The following is a 20320-nucleotide window of genomic DNA, read 5'->3' as shown; positions in this document are numbered from 1 at the left end:
CAAAAGGACATAAAATGCGTCTTGCAGTATTTTGCCTTTTCCTCACATGCTTTGCCCCCATCACCCCGCTGCAGGCCGCCGGCGAAGGCGACACGCTGCAGCAGATTGCCAGGACCGCGAAAATCCGCATCGGTTATCGCGAAGCCGAACCGCCTTTTTCCTACCAGTTACCGGATGGGCAGGTAACGGGTTTTTCGACCGATCTCTGTCGCGCGATCAGCGAGGATATCCGCAAGCAGCTGAAGCTCGACAGGATCGACCTCGAATATGTCAAGGCCACGCCCGCCACCCGCTTCATCCTCGTGCGCAGCGGCCAGATCGATATCGAATGCGCCGCCACGACCAATAATAGCGAGCGCCGGAAAATCGTGGATTTTTCCTATCCGAATTTCATGACCGCCACCCAGTTTCTCTCGCGCAGGCAGGACAATCTGAAAAGCCTTGCCGATCTGGCGGGCCGTTCCGTCACATCCGCCTCCGGCACCGTCAATATCGAACAGCTGAATGCCGTGAACCGCGAAAAGAACCTCAATATCTCGGTCATGCCGACAAAAACCAACGAAGAGGCCTTCGAGCTCGTCGTTTCCGGCAAGGCTTCCGCCTTCGTCATGGATGGTATCCTGCTGGCGGCACTGGCGGCGACATCCGACAATCCGGACCTCTATGCGCTGTCCGAGGAAACGCTGAGCGCGCCCGAGCCCTATGGGCTGGTCTTCCGGCGCGACGATCCGGCCTTCAAGGCTGTCGTCAATGAAAGCCTGCGGCAGATCTTCACCGGCCCGACCATTCACGGACTCTATGAAAAATGGTTCACCAAACCCATTCCGCCCAACGGCATGAACCTGAACCTGCCAATGGCCGCCGCCCTGAAACAGGCCTACGGACACCCGAATGAATACCGGGACTGAGGGTCTCCCCTCCCGCCTCGATTTTTATGAAGACACGTTTTGACAGACCATTTTAGCTGGAGATGCGCGATGCAGAGATCGACATTGTGGCTTGCATTCGGGATTTTAAGCCTTTTATCCACCCCGGCCGTGAGCGAGGACAACCAGCCGCCAACGCTCGAAACCATTGCCAGAACCGGCATCATCCGGCTGGGTTATGCCGACCGCAACATTCCCTTTTCCTATTTGGGGAGTGGCCCGGAACCGATCGGCTACAGCATCGAGCTTTGCCTGAGGGTGGCCGATTCCATCAAGAAGAAACTGGGCCTGCCGGAACTGAAGGCCGAGTTCGTCAAGCGCACGCCAAGCAACCGTATCACGCTTCTCAATGACGGCACGATCGACATGGAATGTGTGGCGAGCACCAATACGGAGGAGAGGCGCAAGGCGGTATGGTTTTCCTACAGCCACTTCATCACCGGCACCCGTTATGTCGCGCTCAAGGCAAGCGGCCTGAACACGGTTGCCGATCTTGCCGGCCGCACGGTGGTGGTGACGACGGGAACCATCAATATCAGCCAATTGAACGTTCTCAACCGCAAGCTGGGGCTGAATATCGCCGTTCTGCAGAATGACAGTACCGAAGGCGGTTTCGACATGGTGACGGAAAACCGCGCCTCGGCCTTCGTCATGGACGATATTCTTCTGCGATCCTTCGTCGCCGAAACCGGGCGACCTGACGACTATACCATTTCAAACGAATATCTTGCCCCGCCGCAGCCCTATGGCCTGATGCTCCGCCATGGCGATACCGGTTTCCGGGATGCGGTCAACGAGGCGCTGGGGCAAATCTATGCCAGCGGCGAAATCGAAAAGATCTATGACAAGTGGTTCAATGCGCCGATACCGCCGAACGGCATCAACCTGAAGCGGGCCCTGCCCGGCGATCTGGCCGAAGCGTTCCGCAGGCCGGTCGATACGACAGCGGAGTAGAGACGCCGCCCGGTGGGGTGGGCGGCGTCTTCATAAAATAGCTCAGGCAGCGCGCAGATCAGCGCCCAGCGGAATTTCGACGTCGATCTCCAGTATGGAAACGTGTTCGTCGCGATCCATCTTCACATGCACCCTGTCGCTGTCGATCTGCACGTGTTTGGCGATGACGCCGAGAATTTCTTCCCTCAGTATGGCGACGAGATCCGAACCCGACGATGCCCTTTCGTGGGCGAGCAGCACCTGCAGGCGCTCACGCGCAAGCGGGGCCGACTTCTGTTTGCGGAAGAGACTGAAGATGCTCATGCAGCCCTCCTTGCGAAGATCTTCGAGAAGATGCCGCGCTTCTCGCCCGGAATGACGACGGGGATATCCTCGCCGGACAGGCGCCGGGCGGCGTCGAAATAGGCCATGGCCGGCGCGCAGCGTGCATCCGCCAGCGTCACCGGCGCACCGACGTTGGAGGCGCGCAGCACATCCGTGCTTTCCGGAATGATGCCGAGCAGCGGAATGGAGAGGATTTCCAGAACGTCATCCACCTTCAGCATGTCGCCGCGTTCGGCGCGGGCGGAATCATACCGCGTCAGGAGCAGGTGCTTTTCCATGCGCTCGCCGCGTTCGGCCTTCAGCGTCTTGGAATCGAGCAGGCCGATGATGCGGTCGCTGTCGCGCACCGAAGAGACTTCCGGGTTGGTGACGACGACGGCCACATCCGCATGGCGCATGGCAAGAGTCGCGCCGCGTTCGATGCCGGCCGGGCTGTCGCAGATCACCCAGTCGAAGTGCTTCTTCAACTCGTTGATGACCCATTCCACACCTTCCGGCGTCAGATTGTCCTTGTCGCGCGTCTGCGAGGCCGGCAGGAGGAACAGCGTCTCAAGGCGCTTGTCGCGGATCAGCGCCTGCGTCAGCTTGGCATCGCCCTGGATGACGTTGACGAGATCGTAAACCACCCGGCGTTCCGCACCCATGACGAGATCGAGGTTGCGCAGGCCGACATCGAAATCCACGACCACGACCTTCTGCTTGTTCTGCGCCAGCGCGGCGCCAAGCGCTGCGGTCGAGGTGGTCTTGCCGACCCCGCCCTTGCCGGAAGTTACAACGACTACCTTCCCCATATGGCTCTCTCCTGTTCCTGTGTGTTTCTCTGTTGTCAGCCGAGCTTCGCGGCCTTGATCGTATCGTTTTCCAGCCACAGCTGAACGGGCTGGCCGCGCAGCTTGTCGTCAATATCTTCAGCAACCTTGTAGACACCATCGATGGCCAGAAGCTCGGCTTCGAGCTTGCGGCAGAAGATGCGCGCCGAGACATTGCCGAGCGAACCGGCCATGGCGCGACCGCGCAGGGCACCGTAAATATGCACCGAGCCGCCGGCGATGATTTCCGCACCCGAGGCAACCGAACCGATGACGGTGACATCACCCTCGGGAAACATGATCGACTGGCCGGAGCGCACCGGTTCATTGATGACCAGCGACTGCACCACCGCGCGAACCTCACCCGATGCCTGCGGCTTTGCCTCCGACACGTCGGCGACGACAGCAACCGGCTCAACCTCTACATCGGAGGCCGGCTTTCCGCCCTTCAGCGACGGCGGCATGCCGGGCTCGATCATCGAGGGGCGAACACCCTCAATGCCCATGATACCGACATTGCGCTCCGTCAGCGCCGCCAGCAGCGCCTTCAGTCCGGCCTTGTCGAGCGTCAGTTCCGACACATCCAGCACCACCGGACGCGACAGGAAGAAGCCCGCGGAACGGGCAGCAAGATCATCGAGCCTTTCCAGCCATTGATCGACCGGAGATTCGGGGGACAGCACGACTGCGAGGAAGGAGCGGCCTTTGATACGGATCGAACGCTGGTCTGTTAGCACTTTGGTCATCTTGGTAAACAAATCGTTGACAATTAGGTACCTCGAATATGGTTAACAAATGGTTAACGCCACCCCTCGGGCGGCGGTTTCGTTAAGAAAATTCCAACGCGAAAATTCTCAACCGAAACATTCAAATCCATCCATTATCTTTTGATTTCACATACTTCTATCGCTTGCAAAAACTCACGATAGCAGCTCATCCTTGCTGCAACCTGACGCCCTGCGGCGCCGGGAAGGCACGTCATGCCCCTACCCTAACCCGGCGAGTCGCGAAACACATGAAGCGTCCGATTCCGGAACACTCCCGTTGGCCGCCGGACAGCCATTCCCTGCCTTCCAGATGGAAAAGCGATTCCGTTATGCCCTTCGATGCTGTAGAGACAGGCGATCCCGATACCTCCAATGGAAGAATGAGATGCACAGCAAAGTCCCGCCGCAGGACCAGATATTTTCGCAGGATTACGCCGCCTTCCTGTTCGACATGGACGGAACACTGGTCAATTCGATTGCGGTTGTGGAGCGCGTCTGGCGGGAGTGGGCCGTTGCAAACGGCATAGAACCTGATGCCTTCCTGCAGCGCATTCACGGCATGCGGGCCTCGGAGGTGATCCGCCGCGAGGCCGTTCCCGGCCTCGATGTGGATAAGGAGGCCGACATGATACTGCGCGCCGAGATGGATGATGTGGAGGGCATCATTCAGATACCCGGCGCCGCAGCCTTTCTTGCGTCTTTGCCGGCAGGAAAATGGGCCATCGTCACATCAGCCGTGCGGGAACTGGCCGAGCGTCGGCTCGCCGCGGCCGGCATTACACCGCCACCCGTCATGATCTGTGCAGACGATGTGGTCAACGGCAAACCAGACCCTGAAGGATACAGGAAAGCCGCCGAAAGGCTGGGCGTTGCGCCGGAGCACTGCGTTGTCTTCGAGGATGCTCCCGCAGGCATTCAGGCCGGCGAACGCATGGGAGCCGCAGTGGTGGTCATCAATGTGACCCATTCCCACCCGATCGAAACACCGCATCTTTCCATCGGCGGTTATGGTGAGCTGGATGTGATTGTTGCCGAGAATGGCAATCTGAAGCTCGCCGGCACGGGGAACTGATGCGAGCCGCGCGCTGGATGCCGCGGCTTTATTCTCAACCTCCCGGCAAACAAGTCAGCCGCAGCAGCTGTCCGGAATGAATTTTTCCCGTCATTCCGGCCTAAAGCCGGAAACCGGCCGAGACGTGTCCGCGCAGCGAAAAGAGCCCCTTCAAGGCAAACACCTGGGATCGCTCAACGCCGGAATGGCGAAAGCGTGGGATGCGACAACCGCCCGATCTGCCGAACCGCTCGCAATCGTAGCCCACAGACATTTCCACAAACGGCCAATTGACAGCGCCGCACAAATGCGTCCTAATAAAATTGGTAAGACCATCTTACCGCTTGCGTGATCGGGGGAGACTTTCACGCTGGGAGGACATCATGTTTGTGGCTCTGGAGCCGCGCCGCCTTTACCGGCTGGTCGCGGAGCAAATTCGCTTGCTCATCGAAAGCGGGGAACTGACCGAAGGTCAGCGTCTGCCGGCGGAACGCGACCTTGCGGAACGCTTCGGCGTCTCCCGCCCCACGGTGCGTGAAGCACTGATCGTGCTGGAAGTGGAAGGCCATATCCATATCCGCATGGGGTCGGGCGTTTATGTCAGCGCAGCCGGTAAGCAGGCCAAGGAAAAGCCGGCAGTGCCGGATGCCCATGGCCCGTTCGAAATCCTGCAGGCGCGCTGCATCATCGAAAGTGCGATTGCGGAAGAGGCCGCACGGCTTGCCACACCGGAGTGCATCGCCAAGCTCGATGATATCATCGAACGCATGGCCGGCGCGCTCGACAGCTCGCCACAGGCGCTCAATTTCGACCGGGCCTTCCACACCGCCATTGCCGATATCATCGGCAATTCGGCGCTCAATCGCTTTACCGGCCTGATCTATGACGAGCGCAGCCTGTCACCCTTTTTCGAAAAGCTCGCCAGCTATTTCGAGGGACCGCACACATGGAACCTCGCCGTGCAGGAGCACCGCGCAATCCGCGACGCCATTGCCGCGAACGACCCGGAAGGTGCGCGTGAGGCGATGCGGCAGCATCTGACGCTGTCGCAGAAGAGATTTTCCGAGAGTTTCGGGGAGGAAACGATCGGGGAAGAGTGACCGTCGCCGCAACCGGCAACGGAAAAAACAGCACATCTGGCTTTAATTCGGGAGGAGTTAAGAATGAAAATCAGATTGTCGACTTTGATGGGCGCAACAGCCGCCATCCTGCTTTCCGCCCTGGCGGCGCAGGCACAGACCACGCTGAAATGGGCGCATGTCTACGAGACCTCCGAGCCGTTCCACACCGATTCGGTCTGGGCGGCGGAAGAAATCGCCAAGCGCACCGATGGCCGCTACAAGGTGGATGTTTTCCCCGCCTCGCAGCTTGGCAAGGAAGCCGATATCAACCAGGGCCTGAAGATCGGCACCGTTGACATCATCATCTCCGGTTCGAGCTTTGCCGCACGTGATTTCAAGCCGATCGGCGTCACCTATTTCCCTTACATCTTCCGCGATCCGAGCCATCTGATCGCCTATACCAAGAGCGATATCTTCAAACGCCTCGCCAAGGGTTATGAAGACAAGACCGGCAACCACATCGCCGCCGTCAGCTATTACGGCACGCGCCACACCACATCCAACAAGCCGATTGCCGCCTGCGCCGACATGGCGGGCCTGAAGATGCGCGTTCCCGACGTTCCGGCCTATCTGGCCATGCCGCGCGCCTGCGGCGCGAACACCACGCCGATTGCCTTTGCGGAAGTCTATCTGGCGCTGCAGAACGGCACCGTCGATGCGCAGGAAAATCCGCTGACCACCATTGAGGCGAAGAAGTTCTTCGAAGTGCAGAAGAACATCGTCCTGACCGGCCACATCGTTGACCACCTCAACACGGTGATCTCGAAGAACCTGTGGTCGCAGCTCTCCGATGACGACAAGAAAATCTTCACCGAAGTCATGCAGGAAGCCGCCGAGCGGACCACCAAGACCATCGATGAACGCGAGAAAAGCCTCGTCGAAGACTTCAAGAAGCGCGGCCTGACCGTTGCCGAAGTCGACAAGGCCGACTTCGAGAAGAACGTCATCGAAAAAGTGAAGTTCGAGGACTTCGGTTACGACAAGGCCGACTGGGAAGCCATTCGCGCCGTCAAGTGAGCCAAGATCCGGTGCGGCTCCTTTGCCGCACCGCCCTTTCTCTCCAGACGGGATATCTCAATGTCGCAGGAAATCCATACTCAGGTCACCCCTGAGGAACTCGCCCATACGTTCGATGAGGCGCCGCCCGAGGTCGATCTCAAGGTCTATTCATTCGAGGACTGGGTCACGCTCGGCCTTTTCTGGCTGATGACGGGCTGCGTGTTCCTTCAGTTCTTCACCCGTTACGTGCTCAACAACAGCTACGCCTGGACGGAAGAAATCGCGGTCAACTGCCTGATCGGCGTCGTGTTTTTAGGTTCGGTCATGTGCGTGCGCATGTCGCGCCACATTCAGGTGGATGTGCTTTATCACTACGTGCCGCCGCAGGTGGCCCGCGCCATGTCGATCCTTGTCGATGTGCTGCGCATCCTGTTCTTCGCCTACACATCCTGGCTGATGTGGCGTTATCTGGAAATCGTCGCGGATGAGGAGATGGTCACCGTGGCGCTGCCGCGCAACATCGTTTTCTACACGGTTCTGGCGGCATTTGTCCTGATGTTCTTCCGGTCGGTGCAGGTGTTCATCGCCAATATGCAGCGCGGCTATTCCGTTCTGGAACGGCCCGAAGAATTCCAGAGCGCGGGAGATTGATCAGATGCTGCTTCTTATCGGCTCATTTCTTCTGCTGATGCTGATCGGCCTGCCGGTCGCCATTTCCATGGCCTCGGCCTCCTTGCTCTACATCGTGTTTTACAACGTCGCGCCTGATATCATCGCGGCGCAGCGCCTGATCGCGGGTGTGGAAAGCTTCCCGCTTCTGGCCGTTCCCTTCTTCATCCTTGCCGGCAATCTCATGAACACGGCAGGGGTGACCGGACGCATCTATTCCTTCGCCGTCGCGCTGGTCGGCTGGATGAAGGGTGGTCTCGCACAGGTCAACATCATCGGTTCGGTGATCTTTTCCGGCATGTCGGGCACCGCGCTTGCCGATGCGGCCGGCATCGGCACCATCGAAATCAAGGCCATGAAGGACCACGGTTATCCGGTCGAGGCGGCCGTCGGCGTTACCGCCGCCTCCGCAACGCTCGGGCCGATCTTCCCGCCATCGCTGCCCTTCGTCATCTACGGCATGATGGCGAATGTCTCGATTGGCGCGCTGTTCATGGCCGGTATCGTCCCGGGCGTCGTCATGACGCTTCTGATGATGATCACGGTTGCGGTCTTCGCCTATATCAAGGGCTGGGGCTCCGATACGCCGTTCAATCTCAGAACCATCTTCGGCGCATCTCTTGAAGTCCTCGTCGTCATGATGGTGCCGCTCGGCATCTATATCCTTACGGCATTCGGCCTGTCGCTCAACCTGTCGATCCTGATCGTGCTGGTCATCCTGCTCGCCTGCGACTGGTATTTCGATTTCTCCGCCGTGATGGCGCTGATGACGCCTGTCATCCTGATCGGCGGCATGACCATGGGCTGGTTCACGCCAACGGAAGCCGCCGTTGCGGCCGTTCTCTGGTCGCTGTTCCTCGGGCTTGTCCGTTACCGGACGATGACCTTCAAGACGCTGGCAAAATCAACCTTTGACACCATCGAAACGACCGCTTCGGTGCTCTTCATCGTCGCGGCGGCCTCCGTCTTCGCATGGCTGCTGACCGTCAGTCAGGCCGCACAGCTTCTGTCGGCGGCGATCCTGACGATCACCGACAGCAAGTGGATTTTCCTCGTGCTGGTCAATCTCTTGATGCTGTTCGTCGGCTGCTTCCTCGATACGATCGCGGCGATCACCATCCTCGTGCCGATCCTGTTGCCGCTGGTGCTGCAATTCAATATCGACCCGGTGCATTTCGGCCTGATCATCACGCTCAACCTGATGATAGGGCTGCTGCATCCGCCGCTCGGCATGGTGCTGTTCGTGCTCTCGCGTGTGGCGAAACTCTCCGTCGAGCGCACGACAATGGCCATTTTGCCGTGGCTGGTGCCGCTGTTCATAGCGCTGCTGCTGATCACCTTCGTTCCGACCATCACGCTGTGGCTGCCGACCGAAATGGGCCTGATCCGCTAAGACAAACATCCACACCCGCGCGGTCGCCACCGCGCGGGTTTCAACACAGTACACGATGGTTGAAAATCATTGACGATTCCGCGTGTGGCTCACCCCCCTCTGTCCTGCCGGACATCTCCCCCTCAAGGGGGGAGATCAGCAAGACGCTTTCTCGCCACTTCATTCTCGACCGTCGAGAGGTGCGAGACATCGCCAAGGAACGATCTCCCCCCTTGAGGGGGAGATGTCCGGCAGGACAGAGGGGGGTAAGCCACACGCAGGATTGTCAAATGATTTTCAAACGTCGTGTCCAGTGCAACCACCTAAAGAAAGGGCATCGTCATGCAGACACGCGTGGCACGTCTACACGGCGTTAAGGACATCCGCGTCGAAACGCAGGAGCTTGTGGCTCCCGGCCCCGGCGAAGTGCTGCTCACCATGGCCGCAGGCGGCATCTGCGGCTCCGATCTGCATTATTATCAGGATGGCGGTTTCGGCCCGGTGCGGGTGCGCGAGCCGATCATCTGCGGTCACGAGGCATCCGGCCATATCGCGGCTTTGGGCGCTGGCGTCAGCGGGCTCGCCATCGGCCAGCTTGTCGCCGTCAATCCGTCGCAGCCCTGCGGCCATTGCCAGTTCTGCCTAAAGGGCGAGCCGATCCATTGCCTCGAGATGCGCTTCATGGGCAGCGCCATGCGTCTGCCGCATGAGCAGGGCATGTTCCGCGACCGGCTGGTGGTTCCGGCAAAACAATGCGCAACATTTTCAGACGCGACCTCGCCCGCCGAGGCCGCCTGCACCGAACCGCTCGCCGTCTGCCTGCATGCAGTTGCCCAGGCCGGCGATCTGACAGGTGCGAAGGTGCTGGTCACCGGCGCCGGTCCCATCGGCCTTCTGACCATTGCCGCCGCACGCCATGCCGGCGCCGGCACCATCGTCGCCACCGATCTCACCGATGCCGCGCTGGAACGCGCACCCGCCATGGGCGCCGACCGCACCATCAATGTCGCAAAAGACAATGAGGCGCTTTTGCCCTATCAGGAAAACAAGGGGTATTTCGACGTCATTTTCGATTGCTCCGCCGCAGCACCCGCGCTTCGCACCGCCTTTGCCTGCGTGCGCCCGCGCGGCACCATCGTGCAGGTGGGCGTCACCGGCGACATCACCATTCCGCTCAATGCATTGGTGGGCAAGGAAATCCTCTGGCGCGGCTCGCAGCGTTTCCATGATGAATTCGCCATCGCCGCCGGGCTTATCTCCACGCGCGGGATCGATGTGCGGCCGATCATTTCCCACAGCTTCCCGCTTGGCGAGGCGAAGGCAGCGTTTGAACAGGCCGGAGATCGCTCCGCCGCCTGCAAGGTGCAACTGACATTTTCCGCAGACTGATATTTGAGGATTTAAGATGAGACATACATGGCGCTGGTTCGGCCCGGTCGACAAGGTCACGGTTCAGGATGCGGCTCAGGCGGGCGCGGAAGGCATCGTCAGCGCGTTGCACCACATCGCCACGGGCGATGTCTGGCCGGTGGACGAAATCACCAAACGGCATGAGGCCATCAAGGCCGGCGGGCTTTATTGGGACGTGGTTGAAAGCGTGCCCGTCTCCGAAGATATCAAGACCCAGACCGGCGACTGGAAAAATCACATCGCCAACTGGCAGGAAACCCTGCGCCGCCTTTCCGCTTCAGGCATCCGCACCGTCTGCTATAATTTCATGCCGGTGCTGGACTGGACCCGCACTGATCTGCGCTGGGAAACCAGACACGGCGCAAAGGCGATGCGCTTCGATCTTCCCGATTTCGCCGCCTTCGACATTCATATTCTGAAACGCCCGGACGCCGGGGCCGACTATCCGGGCTGGCTGCTGGAGGAAGCGGCAAAACGCTTCGCCGACATGCCGGATACAAAAATCACCGCGCTCGGGCGCAATATCGGCGCTGGCCTTCCCGGCTCGGCGGATGGTTATACGCTCGCCCAGCTGCTCGAAAAACTGCGCTCCTATCACGGCGTCAACCGTGAAAGGCTGCAGCAGAACCTGATCGATTTTCTCTCCGAGGTGACACCGGTTGCCGAGGAAGTGGGCATCAACATCTGCGCCCATGGTGATGATCCGCCTTGGCCGCTGCTCGGCCTGCCGCGTATTCTTTCAACGGAAGACGACTACGCCCATATGCTGTCGCAGGTCGATAGCCGCGTCAATGGCGTGACACTCTGCACCGGCTCGCTCGGCGCACGGGCGGATAACGACCTGCCCTTCATCGCCAACCGTTTTGCCGATCGCATCCATTTCGTGCATCTGCGCAATGTGACGCGCGACACCGATACCGTGCCCTGCTCCTTCTTCGAGGATGAACATCTGGAAGGCGGCACCGATATGGTCGCCGTCATCGCCGCACTTCTGTCGGAGGAAACCCGCCGTCGCGCCGAAGGCCGTGAAGACCACACCATTCCGATGCGGCCCGATCACGGGCAGGAAATCCTCGACGACCTGACGCGCGGGGCGCAGCCCGGTTATCCCGCCATCGGCCGGCTGAAAGGGCTGGCGGAGCTGCGTGGCATCGAGCGCACCCTGTCGCATGGCCGTTTCGGGCTGGCGAACAGGCAAGGCTGAGCAAGATTATTGATCGCAGGCTTCCCGTCAGCCGGCGGTCAGTCGCCCCCTGAACAGCAGACAGGTAATGGTGAAAAGCCCACCGGCTATGGCGCCGGCGGCTTTCACCGCGGCGTCCATCAGATGCGGATGACGTGTGGGCGATAAAAACTGCAGCGCCTCGATACCAAAAGCCGCGGTGACGCCCGCAACGATGACGGCGAGCCAGTGGCGCGGATAGGCAAACACGAAAGCCGCCGAGCAGAAAGCGAAGGCGGCGGCACGGTCTATCCCCACCGTCGTCAGCGTGTGAGGCCGAAAGCCGATCGGGCAGATTGTAACGATCACGATCAGCAGAAAAACCGACCAGGCGATGTATTTCGGAAGTCTATTTGTCATCATGACGTCATATAAAACGCCGTGCGCGTAAACGGAAGCGGGTGTTTTTCACGTCTCGCCCAATTAATCACACTTTTTGGTCAAATAGTTGAGAAACCGGCTTTCGCTCAGGCCCCGCACGGGCTAAGGCAGAAGGCAACCGGGCGAGGATCGCGGCTGATGGCGTTTGTGCTGTCGCCTTTCGGTCCATGTCGCGGTGTCGGGTGGATTTTCCACGCAGGATCAGATTTTCAGGGAAGAGCACAATGAGTTTCAAGCCGCACGGCAAACATCTGGTTGCAGGAGAATGGGTCGCAACGGAAGCAAAATTCCGCAGCGAGCCTGCACATGGCGAGGCTTTCGATTTTTCGGTCGGCACGGTCGATCTGGTGAACAAGGCTGCGGAAGCTGCTGAAGAAGCCTTCTGGAGCTATGGCTACACCACCCGCGAAGAGCGCGCCGCATTCCTCGACACCATCGCCGATGAGATCGAAGCACGCGCCGACGCCATCACCGAAATCGGCTCGTCCGAGACCGGCCTGCCCGCAGGACGCCTGCAGGGCGAACGTGGCCGCACCGTTGGCCAGCTCCGCCTTTTTGCATCGCATATCCGCAAGGGCGACTATCTCGATCGCCGCCACGACGAAGCGCTGCCGGATCGCCAGCCGCTGCCGCGCCCGGATATCCGCCTGATGCAGCGCCCGATCGGCCCCGTCGCCGTCTTCGGCGCATCGAACTTCCCGCTCGCCTTCTCCACGGCTGGTGGTGACACCGCTGCTGCTTTGGCCGCGGGCTGCCCCGTCGTCGTCAAGGGCCATTCCGCCCATCCCGGCACCGGCGAAATCGTTGCCGAAGCCGTTCTCGCCGCCGTCAAGAAGCACAATCTGCATCCCGGCGTCTTCTCGTTGATCCAGGGCGGCCGCCGCGATGTCGGTTCCGCGCTCGTGCAGCATCCGCGCATCAAGGCGGTCGGTTTCACCGGTTCGCTCGCCGGCGGCCGCGCGCTGTTCGATCTCTGCGCCCAGCGCCCCGAGCCGATCCCCTTCTTCGGCGAACTCGGTTCCGTGAACCCGATGTTCCTGCTGCCGGAAGCCGTTTCCGCCCGTGGCGAGGCCATCGCCAAGGGCTGGGCCGGTTCGCTGACCATGGGTGCGGGCCAGTTCTGCACCAATCCCGGCATCGCCGTCATTCTCTCCGAGCAGGCGGATGCGGTTGCTGAAACCGCACGTGCCGCGCTTTCCGAAGTCGGCCCGCAGGTCATGCTGACCGACGGCATCGCCGCCGCCTATCGCGACGGCCGCGACCGTATCGCCGCCGGCAACGGCGTGCGCGACGTGCTGACCACCACCTGCAACCTGCGCAATGCAACGCCTTATCTGTACCGGGTTTCCGGCAAGGACTGGGTTGCCAACCACGCTCTTGCCGAAGAAGTCTTCGGACCGCTCGGCCTCATCGTGACGGTCGATAGCCCGGAAGAAATGCTGGAAGTCGCAAAGAGCTTCGAAGGCCAGCTGACCGCAACGCTGCATCTGGATGGCGGCGACGCCGAGCTTGGCCGCAAGCTGCTGCCGATCCTTGAGCGCAAGGCCGGCCGCGTTCTCGCCAACGGTTTCCCGACCGGCGTGGAAGTCTCCGAAGCCATGGTGCATGGCGGCCCTTACCCGGCATCGACGAACTTCGGCGCAACCTCTGTTGGCACCATGTCGATCCGCCGCTTCATGCGTCCGGTTTCCTACCAGAACATCCCTTCGGACGTTCTGCCCGACGATATCCGCTAAAACTGATGGAGGCAGGCGCAGCGATGCGCCTGCCTTTTTTATTCGGCTTTATGCCCTTCGGGAAATACGGCCTGACGCTGAAGCGTCGCCCGCCTCCCTCCCCCGCCTCACGGCCCCCATCCAGATTTTTCCGTACCAAGACGTCGGCATCGGTTGACATCGCCCCCGCACGTAATGCTAATACGCAATCTCGTAACGTAATAACATTACAGTCATCCTTCAGAACCGATACCGGTTCTTATCCGCACGGGGATGATAACGTCTGGAAGGAACACCATGAGATTTTCCCTTCAACAGCACCTTGGCATGAGCGCGCTTGCCACGTGCCTTGCCCTCACCCTGCCGCTGGCCTCTGGCGTGGCGCAGGCGGAAGAAAGCGGCGACACCGTCAAGGAATGGCGTCTCTTCATCGCCGATCACACCCAGCCGGTGGTGCGCGCGATCAATTTCGAAACCGGCAAGGAACTCGGACGCTACGACCTCAAGGGCTATGCGGCGCTGACCGCCAGCGCATCAGGCAAGACTGTTTTCGCCACACAGTCGGATTCGGATATCGTGCATGTGATCAAGACCGGCATCGTCTTTTCCGACCACGGTGAACATCGCGATCTGGATGTGGAAGATGCGGCGCTGCTGCCCGTTACCTTCGAAGGCAAACGCCCGTTCCACGTCGTGCCGCATGATGACCATGCCATCCTGTTCTACGACCGTGGCGGCAAGGCTGAAATCATCGATGAGGCCGCCCTGCTGGACGGCAAGGCAAAGGTCCGCACTGTCGATACGACCGCCCCGCATCACGGCGTGGCAGTGACGATGGGCCGTTACGTTCTGGTATCCGTACCCAACACGCAGATCGAAACCAAACCCGACACGCTGCCGCCCCGCATCGGGTTGCGCGTTCTTGACAGGGAAGGCAAGCAGGTTGGTGAACAGGCGACATGCACCGATCTGCACGGCGAGGCGACATCCGCACGGCTTGCGGCCTTTGGCTGCAAGGAAGGCATTCTCGTTGCCCGGCCGGGCGGCACGGATGGCCCGAAGCTCGAAATGCTGGCCTATCCGGAAGATTTCCCGAAAGCCTATACCGGCACGCTGCTCGGCGGCAAATCCATGCAGTTTTTCCTTGGAAACTACGGTGAAGACAAGGTCGTCCTGATCGATCCTGACAGCAAGGACGCCTTCCGTCTTGTGGAACTGCCGACCCGGCGCGTCGACTTCATTCTCGACCCCGCCAATCCGCGCAATGCCTATATCCTGACGGAAGATGGCGACCTGCATGTGCTTGACGTGCTGGAAGGCGCCATCACCCGCAAGGCGAAGGTCACCGAACCCTACAGCAAGGATGGCCATTGGCGCGATCCGCGTCCGCGTCTCGCCGTTGCCGACGGGCAGGTCGCAATTTCCGATCCGCGCCATTCGCTGGTGCGCGTGGTGGATGCGGAAAGCCTCAAGGAAACCCGCACGCTTGCGGTGGAAGGCCAGCCTTATTCCATCGTTGCCGTTGGCGGCTCCGGCGCTTCGCACTGATACAGAACAAAAGAAACTCCGTGCGCCCGAAGGACGCACGGGGTTTCCTGATTTTGATGGGCCGTATTATCAGGCCGACTGCACAGCCTGTATCTTCTCGATGCCGCCAACAATGCCGGAGAAATCCTGCCAGACGCCCTGCGCGCCCTTGCGCCATTCGTCCAGCGCTTCCGGCTGCAGCACCTTGCCACCCTTGGAGAGCGCAAGCTCGACGGACTTTACTTCGTCTTCGACGATCAGCTGGTTGAAATATTGCGCGCCTTCGCTCGATGCTTCCAGGAGAACCTTCTTCTCTTCGTCGTCCAGCTGGTTCCAGAAGGTCGCACCGTAATAGACGACGCCTGAAGCCCAGATGTGGCCGGTTTCCGTCAGATAAGGCACGACCTCGTAAAGCTTGAAGCCGGCATAAGCGGACTTGGTGAGATCCATGGCATCAGCCACGCCGGTTGCCAGCGCATTATAGGTCTCGGTGATCGGGATACCGACCGGGGTAGTGCCGAAGGCGCTCCACAGCTTGGTGTGCAGCGGGCTCTGGATGACGCGGATCTTCTTGCCTTCCAGCTGCTCCGGCCGGGTGACCGGCTCCTTGGTCAGAAGATGGCGTGCGCCGTAATTGATGAAATCGGCAGCGATGAATTGCTGGGCGGCGAGCTTCGTCTTCAGATCAGTGCCAGTCTCGCCCGTCACCACCTTGCGCACATGGTCGGCATCGCGAAACAGAAAAGGCAGATCGAGGATCTGCAGTTCCGGCACCCAGCCGGAGAGCGAGGAGACTGTCGAAAGGCTCGCCTGAACCGATCCCAGGCGGATATTTTCCGCCACTTCCTTTTCCCCGCCCAGCGCACCGCTCTTGACGATGTTGAAACGGAAACGGCCGGGCAGCTTTGCCTCCACCAGCTCGCTGATCTTCACCCAGATTTTCGTCTCTGGCTTATCATCGGCAAACAGCGAGGCAACCGTGAGGCTGCGGGTTCTGGCATTTGCCGTGCGTACGAAGGCCGGCGCGGCGAGCGTTGCGGCGCCGATGGCGGAGAGTTTGAGGAGATTGCGGCGATCGATAATAGTCATGACTGAAACCCCAAATTTAGAAGAAAATGGCCCCGGCGCACAAAATGGCGAGGGAAACGAGAAGCGAGACGAGATAGGGAACGACAGCCCGGAAAAGTGCTGTCGCCGGAATGCGGGTGACGCCGCTGACCACGAAGATCAACATGCCGAGCGGTGGTGTCAGGCCGTGGATCATCAGATTGACCACGAGAATGACGCCGAAATGGATGGGATCAATGCCCGCTGCCACGGCAGCAGGCAGCAGGATCGGCCCGAACAGCAGGATGGCAGCACCAATATCCAGCACCAGACCGACCACGAGCAGAATGAGGTTTGAAAGCAGGAGCACCGCAATCTTGCTGCCGCCCAGAAGCGTCACAAAATCGGTGACGAGGCCGGAGACATTGTCCACCGCCAGCAGGAAGGCGAAAGGCCCCGCCGTGCCGATCAGAAGACCGATGGCCGCCGCCTCACCCGCCGACTGGCGGAAGGTCGCGAAAATGCGGCCCGCGCCCAGCCGGTAACCGAAGCCGAGAAACAGCGTATAGAGCGCCGCAAGGGCCGCAGCTTCCGTGGTGGTGACAACGCCGATGCGGATGCCGACCACCACGATGACGCCAAGCCCGAAGGCAGGTATCGCGGCAATGGCCGAACGCCAGCGTTCACTGCCTGTCGCGCGCGGCAGGGTATCGACGCTGCGCACGCTGAGATGGATTGCCACCGCAAGGCAGATTGCCATAAGCCCGCCCGCGAAGAAGCCGCCGACCAGCAGCGAGCCGACCGACAGGTTGGTGGCCGTTGCAAGGATGAGAAAGGCGATGGAAGGCGGAATGACATTGTCCAGCACCGAGGTAGCGGCAATGATCGCGCCCGCCTGCGCCGGCGGATAGCCGTGCTTCACCAGTTCCGGCTGGAAGGTGGAAGCGCCGAAGGCGGCATTGGCGACCGAGGAGCCGGATGCGCCGGAAAACAGCACGCTGGTCAGAAGCGTCGTCTGCGCCAGCCCTGCCCGCCGGTGGCCGACCATGGAGGCGGCAAAACGAACCAGCTGGTTGGCAACGCCTGATTCCGTCAGCAGGCTTCCGGCCAGCAGGAAGAAGGGAATGGCCAGCAGCAGGAATTTCGACATGCCCGTCACCGTCGAGGACACGATGGCCGGTTCCGGCAAGGTGCTGCCGAACGCGATCGCCACATAGGCGGCGGCAAGGAAGGCATGGGCAAGCGGCGCGGCCAGAACCAGCCCTACCGCCGCCGTGAGTGCCAGAAACAGGCTCGGCGGCAGGCTCGTATCGACGAACACTTCCGGCAGGCCGACATAAGAAACGACCGCGATGGCGACGGAAAGCAGAACGGCAAGCGCCTTGCCTTCACCGACCCGTTGAAGCGCCAGATAGACAAAGATCAGCGCGCCGCCTGCACCGAGAAAACCGAAGCGCACCCATTCCGGCAGACCGAGCGTTGGCGATGTGCCGCCCAGCATGGCCGCAATCTCCACCCCACCGAAGGCGAGGATGAGAGCTGCGACGAAGGAAAAGGCATCGGCCAGAACTTCGGTTGCGGCATGAAAGCGTTCCGGCAGGAAGCGCACGAATACATCCAGCCGCATGGCCAGAGCGCTCTTGAGGCTGAGCGGCGCGCCGACCGCAATCATCGCCACATTGAGCCAGATGCCCAGATCTTCCGCGCCGATGAAACCGGTATGGAACAGATACCGCAGGGCGACATTGACCAGCACCACCACAAGAAGCGTCGCAAGGATGGCGGCGGCAACCGCACCCAGCGCCTTGTCCAGAACGGCAAGCGCCCGTTCGGCCATGCGTTGTGGACCGAAGCGCCGTTGCGCGATTGTTGTTGCCGGACTTGCCGTCATGTTGTTCTTCTCCACTCCCGCACCATGCTCAGGAGGCCTTGGCCGAGAGGTCGCGGTCGAACAGGGTCGACCAGGTGAATTGTTTCGCCGCTGACACTTCCCGCGATACATCGAGGCGTGGCAGGACCTTTTCGCCGAAGCGGAAGGCTTCCTCCAGCAATGGCATGCCCGAGAGGATAAAGGTGTTCACGCCCGCCTTCTTATAGGCCTTCAGCGTGCGGATGACAGTATCCGGTGAACCGACAATCGCGGTTCCCGGGCCCGGACGGACAAGCCCGATGCCGGCCCAGAGATTGGGGGCTATTTCCAGATCGCGCAGGTTTTCCGGCTTCTGCCCGCCATGCATCGCCGTCATGCGCTGCTGGCCGACGGAATCGGACTTGCCGACAAAACGCTGGTTGGCGGCAATCGCGCGCTCATCCATGCGCCCGTAAAGGTCGGCAGCGGCGGCCCAGGCCTCTTCATCGGTATCACGCACGATGACATAGAGCCGAATGCCATATTCCAGTTCGCGGCCAAGCTGTTCCGCCCGCGCCTTGACGAGATCGACCTTCGCGCCGATCTGATCGGGCGTTTCACCCCAGGAGAGATAGGTCTCGACATGTTTGGCGGCAACATCGATGGCCTTGTCCGAAGAACCGCCGAACCACAAGGGCGGCGGCTCTATGCCCTGCCCCACCGGCAGCGCGAGTTTAGCACCCTCGGTCTGGAAATGCCGCCCCTTGAAATCCACCGTCTCGCCGGCGAAAAGCCGGTGCCAGATCTGCAGATATTCATCCGCCATATCGTAACGCTCGTCATGCGGCATGGTCATGCCGTAAGCGCCGAGCATTTTCGCATCGCCAGAGACGACATTGATCAGCAGACGGCCACGCGAAAACTCCTGAAGCGTCGCCGCCATCTTGGCAAGCAGCGTCGGCGCGATCAGGCCCGGATGGATGGCGACCAGCAGTTTAAGCCGCTCGGTATGGGAGAGCAGCGCGCCCGCCAGAACCCAGACATCATGCGCGCCGGTGGCAAACAGCGCGCCGGTGTAACCCAGCTGATCGTAAGCCAGCGCCAGCTGCCTGTAATAACCGAGATCGACCTTGCGGGAGCCTTCCGGCTGCCAGGGATAGGCGCCGTCGGGCGCGCACATGTACCAGAAAACATTCATCTGTCGCCTCCGACGCTGGCTGATTGCGGGGCCGGGCTTTGCCCGGTCTGAACCGGTAAAGAGAAATGGCCGTGCCTGTAAAGCGTATCGGCCTCCTCCTGCTGTTCGGCAAGGATATTTTCAGCGGCGGGCACCACGGAAAGATCGCGTGAGCGCAGCACCTTCGCCCAGGATGCCGCATCACCCTCACTGCCGGGTTCGGCGGCAAGCAGCGCCGCAGCCCTGTCTATATCCGCCATGACGGCGCGACCGACGCGATCCAGTTCGGCCGCAATCGCCTGTCGTGTCTCCTGCGCTATATTGTGACGCGCCAGCGTCCAGAACAGCGAGCGGTTGGGAATGGTTGAACCGCAACGGACCAGAAGGCTGATCTCCTCATGGGTCAGGGCCTTTTCCAGCCGTGGCGACATCGTTACCCAGGCATCGACACGGCCTTCCACGAGATCGAGCAGGCTGTCGCTATCACCGCTTTCAATCCGAGTCACATCCGAAAGACCAAGACCGGCCCCTTCCAGGCTGCGGGCCAGAAGATAGGTGTGAAACGATCCGTCAATCAGCGAAATGCGCTTTCCTTTGAGATCAGCGGCTGAGCGGATCGGGCTGTCGCGCCGCACGAGGATTGCGCCATTGGCGGGCCTCGGCGCGGAAGCGGCGATATAGACCGCCGAAAGCCCGCGCGCATCCGCTTCAATGGGCGGCGTCGAGCCGGTGCCACCGAAATGGATGTCGCCCTTTTCCAGCAGAGCCGCCGTATCGCGTCCTTCGCGATAGGTCACGAATTCAGGACTGAATTGCTCGAAAGCGCCGGGCCAGAGCCGGGCAAGCCGTAAATGCAGATTGTTGGGATGGACCCCGATTTTCATGTCGACACCTCATTTCGCAATCAATCTACTTTTTTATAGAGTGTTTTCGAGGAATGTTTTGGCGATCCTCAGCCGGAAAGCGAAAGAGAAATCTACTAATCCTGTAGATTTTAAAA

At 60.6% G+C, this 20320-nt stretch carries 19 protein-coding genes; 11 read left to right on the top strand and 8 right to left on the bottom strand.

What is annotated here, in order from left to right:
• Positions 1–14 precede the first annotated feature (14 nt).
• Together N434_RS22115 and N434_RS22110 are read left to right on the top strand one after the other, a co-directional pair.
• A complete protein-coding gene (locus N434_RS22115; RefSeq protein ID WP_110760316.1) occupies positions 15–908 on the top strand; it encodes an amino acid ABC transporter substrate-binding protein in 894 nt (297 codons plus the stop codon).
• Between the two features lie 69 nt (positions 909–977).
• Positions 978–1880 (top strand): amino acid ABC transporter substrate-binding protein, encoded by a 903-nt coding sequence (locus N434_RS22110; RefSeq protein WP_065117668.1) that lies wholly within the window; start codon positions 978–980, stop codon positions 1878–1880.
• 42 nt (positions 1881–1922) lie between these two features.
• Here the strand turns inward: N434_RS22110 and minE are convergent, their stop codons facing one another.
• Genes minE through minC form a run of 3 tightly spaced genes read right to left on the bottom strand, consistent with a single transcriptional unit; the run spans position 1923 to position 3759 of the window.
• On the bottom strand, positions 1923–2183 hold the full coding sequence (minE, locus tag N434_RS22105) for a cell division topological specificity factor MinE (protein WP_003506500.1): 261 nt from the start codon (positions 2181–2183) through the stop codon (positions 1923–1925).
• Positions 2180–2995, bottom strand: coding sequence for a septum site-determining protein MinD (gene minD / locus N434_RS22100; RefSeq protein ID WP_046802075.1), 816 nt, complete (start codon positions 2993–2995; stop codon positions 2180–2182). Before minD ends, minE begins: the two co-directional genes overlap by 4 nt.
• Positions 2996–3030: 35 nt before the next feature.
• Positions 3031–3759: a septum site-determining protein MinC gene (gene minC, locus N434_RS22095; RefSeq protein ID WP_065117667.1), complete on the bottom strand. Its 729-nt coding sequence runs from the start codon at positions 3757–3759 to the stop codon at positions 3031–3033.
• 406 nt (positions 3760–4165) lie between these two features.
• Between minC and N434_RS22090 the strand changes: the two genes are divergently transcribed.
• From N434_RS22090 to uxuA, 7 genes are all read left to right on the top strand, one after another.
• Positions 4166–4852: an HAD family hydrolase gene (locus N434_RS22090; RefSeq protein ID WP_110760315.1), complete on the top strand. Its 687-nt coding sequence runs from the start codon at positions 4166–4168 to the stop codon at positions 4850–4852.
• Positions 4853–5214: 362 nt separating this feature from the next.
• On the top strand, positions 5215–5931 hold the full coding sequence (locus N434_RS22085) for a FadR/GntR family transcriptional regulator (protein ID WP_110760314.1): 717 nt from the start codon (positions 5215–5217) through the stop codon (positions 5929–5931).
• Between the two features lie 63 nt (positions 5932–5994).
• Complete coding sequence (locus tag N434_RS22080; RefSeq protein WP_110760313.1) at positions 5995–6969, top strand: sialic acid TRAP transporter substrate-binding protein SiaP; 975 nt, start codon at positions 5995–5997, stop codon at positions 6967–6969.
• Between the two features lie 60 nt (positions 6970–7029).
• On the top strand, positions 7030–7602 hold the full coding sequence (locus tag N434_RS22075; RefSeq protein WP_020809476.1) for a TRAP transporter small permease: 573 nt from the start codon (positions 7030–7032) through the stop codon (positions 7600–7602).
• Positions 7603–7606: 4 nt separating this feature from the next.
• Positions 7607–9013 carry a TRAP transporter large permease gene (locus tag N434_RS22070; RefSeq protein WP_110760312.1) on the top strand — a complete coding sequence of 469 codons (1407 nt, stop codon included), beginning with the start codon at positions 7607–7609 and terminating at the stop codon, positions 9011–9013.
• 321 nt (positions 9014–9334) lie between these two features.
• The gene (locus N434_RS22060; RefSeq protein WP_110760311.1) at positions 9335–10381 is read left to right on the top strand and encodes an L-idonate 5-dehydrogenase; all 1047 of its coding nucleotides are present in this window, start codon (positions 9335–9337) and stop codon (positions 10379–10381) included.
• A gap of 16 nt (positions 10382–10397) precedes the next feature.
• Positions 10398–11606 (top strand): mannonate dehydratase, encoded by a 1209-nt coding sequence (gene uxuA, locus N434_RS22055; RefSeq protein WP_110760310.1) that lies wholly within the window; start codon positions 10398–10400, stop codon positions 11604–11606.
• Between the two features lie 27 nt (positions 11607–11633).
• Here the strand turns inward: uxuA and N434_RS22050 are convergent, their stop codons facing one another.
• Positions 11634–11984 (bottom strand): antibiotic resistance protein VanZ, encoded by a 351-nt coding sequence (locus N434_RS22050; RefSeq protein ID WP_236773753.1) that lies wholly within the window; start codon positions 11982–11984, stop codon positions 11634–11636.
• Positions 11985–12229: 245 nt separating this feature from the next.
• Between N434_RS22050 and N434_RS22045 the strand changes: the two genes are divergently transcribed.
• Complete coding sequence (locus N434_RS22045) at positions 12230–13741, top strand: aldehyde dehydrogenase (NADP(+)) (RefSeq protein ID WP_110760308.1); 1512 nt, start codon at positions 12230–12232, stop codon at positions 13739–13741.
• A gap of 276 nt (positions 13742–14017) precedes the next feature.
• Entirely contained in the window at positions 14018–15268 is a 1251-nt protein-coding gene (gene aztD / locus N434_RS22040; RefSeq protein ID WP_110760307.1) for a zinc metallochaperone AztD, read from the top strand.
• Positions 15269–15337: 69 nt separating this feature from the next.
• Here aztD and N434_RS22035 read toward each other — a convergent pair whose 3' ends face one another.
• From N434_RS22035 to N434_RS22020, 4 genes are read right to left on the bottom strand one after another with little or no spacing between them, the layout of a single operon-like run.
• Entirely contained in the window at positions 15338–16336 is a 999-nt protein-coding gene (locus N434_RS22035; protein WP_065117656.1) for a TRAP transporter substrate-binding protein, read from the bottom strand.
• 16 nt (positions 16337–16352) lie between these two features.
• Positions 16353–18185 (bottom strand): TRAP transporter large permease, encoded by a 1833-nt coding sequence (locus tag N434_RS22030; protein ID WP_110760347.1) that lies wholly within the window; start codon positions 18183–18185, stop codon positions 16353–16355.
• A 28-nt stretch (positions 18186–18213) separates the two neighbouring features.
• Entirely contained in the window at positions 18214–19341 is a 1128-nt protein-coding gene (locus tag N434_RS22025) for an LLM class flavin-dependent oxidoreductase (RefSeq protein ID WP_110760306.1), read from the bottom strand.
• Complete coding sequence (locus N434_RS22020; protein ID WP_110760305.1) at positions 19338–20204, bottom strand: ABC transporter substrate-binding protein; 867 nt, start codon at positions 20202–20204, stop codon at positions 19338–19340. Before N434_RS22020 ends, N434_RS22025 begins: the two co-directional genes overlap by 4 nt.
• Positions 20205–20320 lie beyond the last annotated feature (116 nt).

Origin of the sequence: Rhizobium sp. UGM030330-04, assembly GCF_003208455.1 — a bacterium.
GTDB lineage: Bacteria > Pseudomonadota > Alphaproteobacteria > Rhizobiales > Rhizobiaceae > Agrobacterium > Agrobacterium rhizogenes_A.
The sequence above is the reverse complement of the archived record's forward strand: the minus strand, read 5'-3'. Positions and strand labels throughout refer to the sequence as shown.

Excerpts from the sequence above, each read along its gene's own strand:
- N434_RS22115 (WP_110760316.1), top strand. The coding sequence starts at position 15 with ATGCGTCTTGCAGTATTTTGCCTTTTCCTCACATGCTTTGCCCCCATC.
- N434_RS22110 (WP_065117668.1), top strand. The coding sequence starts at position 978 with ATGCAGAGATCGACATTGTGGCTTGCATTCGGGATTTTAAGCCTTTTA.
- minE (WP_003506500.1), bottom strand. The coding sequence starts at position 2,183 with ATGAGCATCTTCAGTCTCTTCCGCAAACAGAAGTCGGCCCCGCTTGCG.
- minD (WP_046802075.1), bottom strand. The coding sequence starts at position 2,995 with ATGGGGAAGGTAGTCGTTGTAACTTCCGGCAAGGGCGGGGTCGGCAAG.
- minC (WP_065117667.1), bottom strand. The coding sequence starts at position 3,759 with ATGACCAAAGTGCTAACAGACCAGCGTTCGATCCGTATCAAAGGCCGC.
- N434_RS22090 (WP_110760315.1), top strand. The coding sequence starts at position 4,166 with ATGCACAGCAAAGTCCCGCCGCAGGACCAGATATTTTCGCAGGATTAC.
- N434_RS22085 (WP_110760314.1), top strand. The coding sequence starts at position 5,215 with ATGTTTGTGGCTCTGGAGCCGCGCCGCCTTTACCGGCTGGTCGCGGAG.
- N434_RS22080 (WP_110760313.1), top strand. The coding sequence starts at position 5,995 with ATGAAAATCAGATTGTCGACTTTGATGGGCGCAACAGCCGCCATCCTG.
- N434_RS22075 (WP_020809476.1), top strand. The coding sequence starts at position 7,030 with ATGTCGCAGGAAATCCATACTCAGGTCACCCCTGAGGAACTCGCCCAT.
- N434_RS22070 (WP_110760312.1), top strand. The coding sequence starts at position 7,607 with ATGCTGCTTCTTATCGGCTCATTTCTTCTGCTGATGCTGATCGGCCTG.
- N434_RS22060 (WP_110760311.1), top strand. The coding sequence starts at position 9,335 with ATGCAGACACGCGTGGCACGTCTACACGGCGTTAAGGACATCCGCGTC.
- uxuA (WP_110760310.1), top strand. The coding sequence starts at position 10,398 with ATGAGACATACATGGCGCTGGTTCGGCCCGGTCGACAAGGTCACGGTT.
- N434_RS22050 (WP_236773753.1), bottom strand. The coding sequence starts at position 11,984 with ATGACAAATAGACTTCCGAAATACATCGCCTGGTCGGTTTTTCTGCTG.
- N434_RS22045 (WP_110760308.1), top strand. The coding sequence starts at position 12,230 with ATGAGTTTCAAGCCGCACGGCAAACATCTGGTTGCAGGAGAATGGGTC.
- aztD (WP_110760307.1), top strand. The coding sequence starts at position 14,018 with ATGAGATTTTCCCTTCAACAGCACCTTGGCATGAGCGCGCTTGCCACG.
- N434_RS22035 (WP_065117656.1), bottom strand. The coding sequence starts at position 16,336 with ATGACTATTATCGATCGCCGCAATCTCCTCAAACTCTCCGCCATCGGC.
- N434_RS22030 (WP_110760347.1), bottom strand. The coding sequence starts at position 18,185 with ATGACGGCAAGTCCGGCAACAACAATCGCGCAACGGCGCTTCGGTCCA.
- N434_RS22025 (WP_110760306.1), bottom strand. The coding sequence starts at position 19,341 with ATGAATGTTTTCTGGTACATGTGCGCGCCCGACGGCGCCTATCCCTGG.
- N434_RS22020 (WP_110760305.1), bottom strand. The coding sequence starts at position 20,204 with ATGAAAATCGGGGTCCATCCCAACAATCTGCATTTACGGCTTGCCCGG.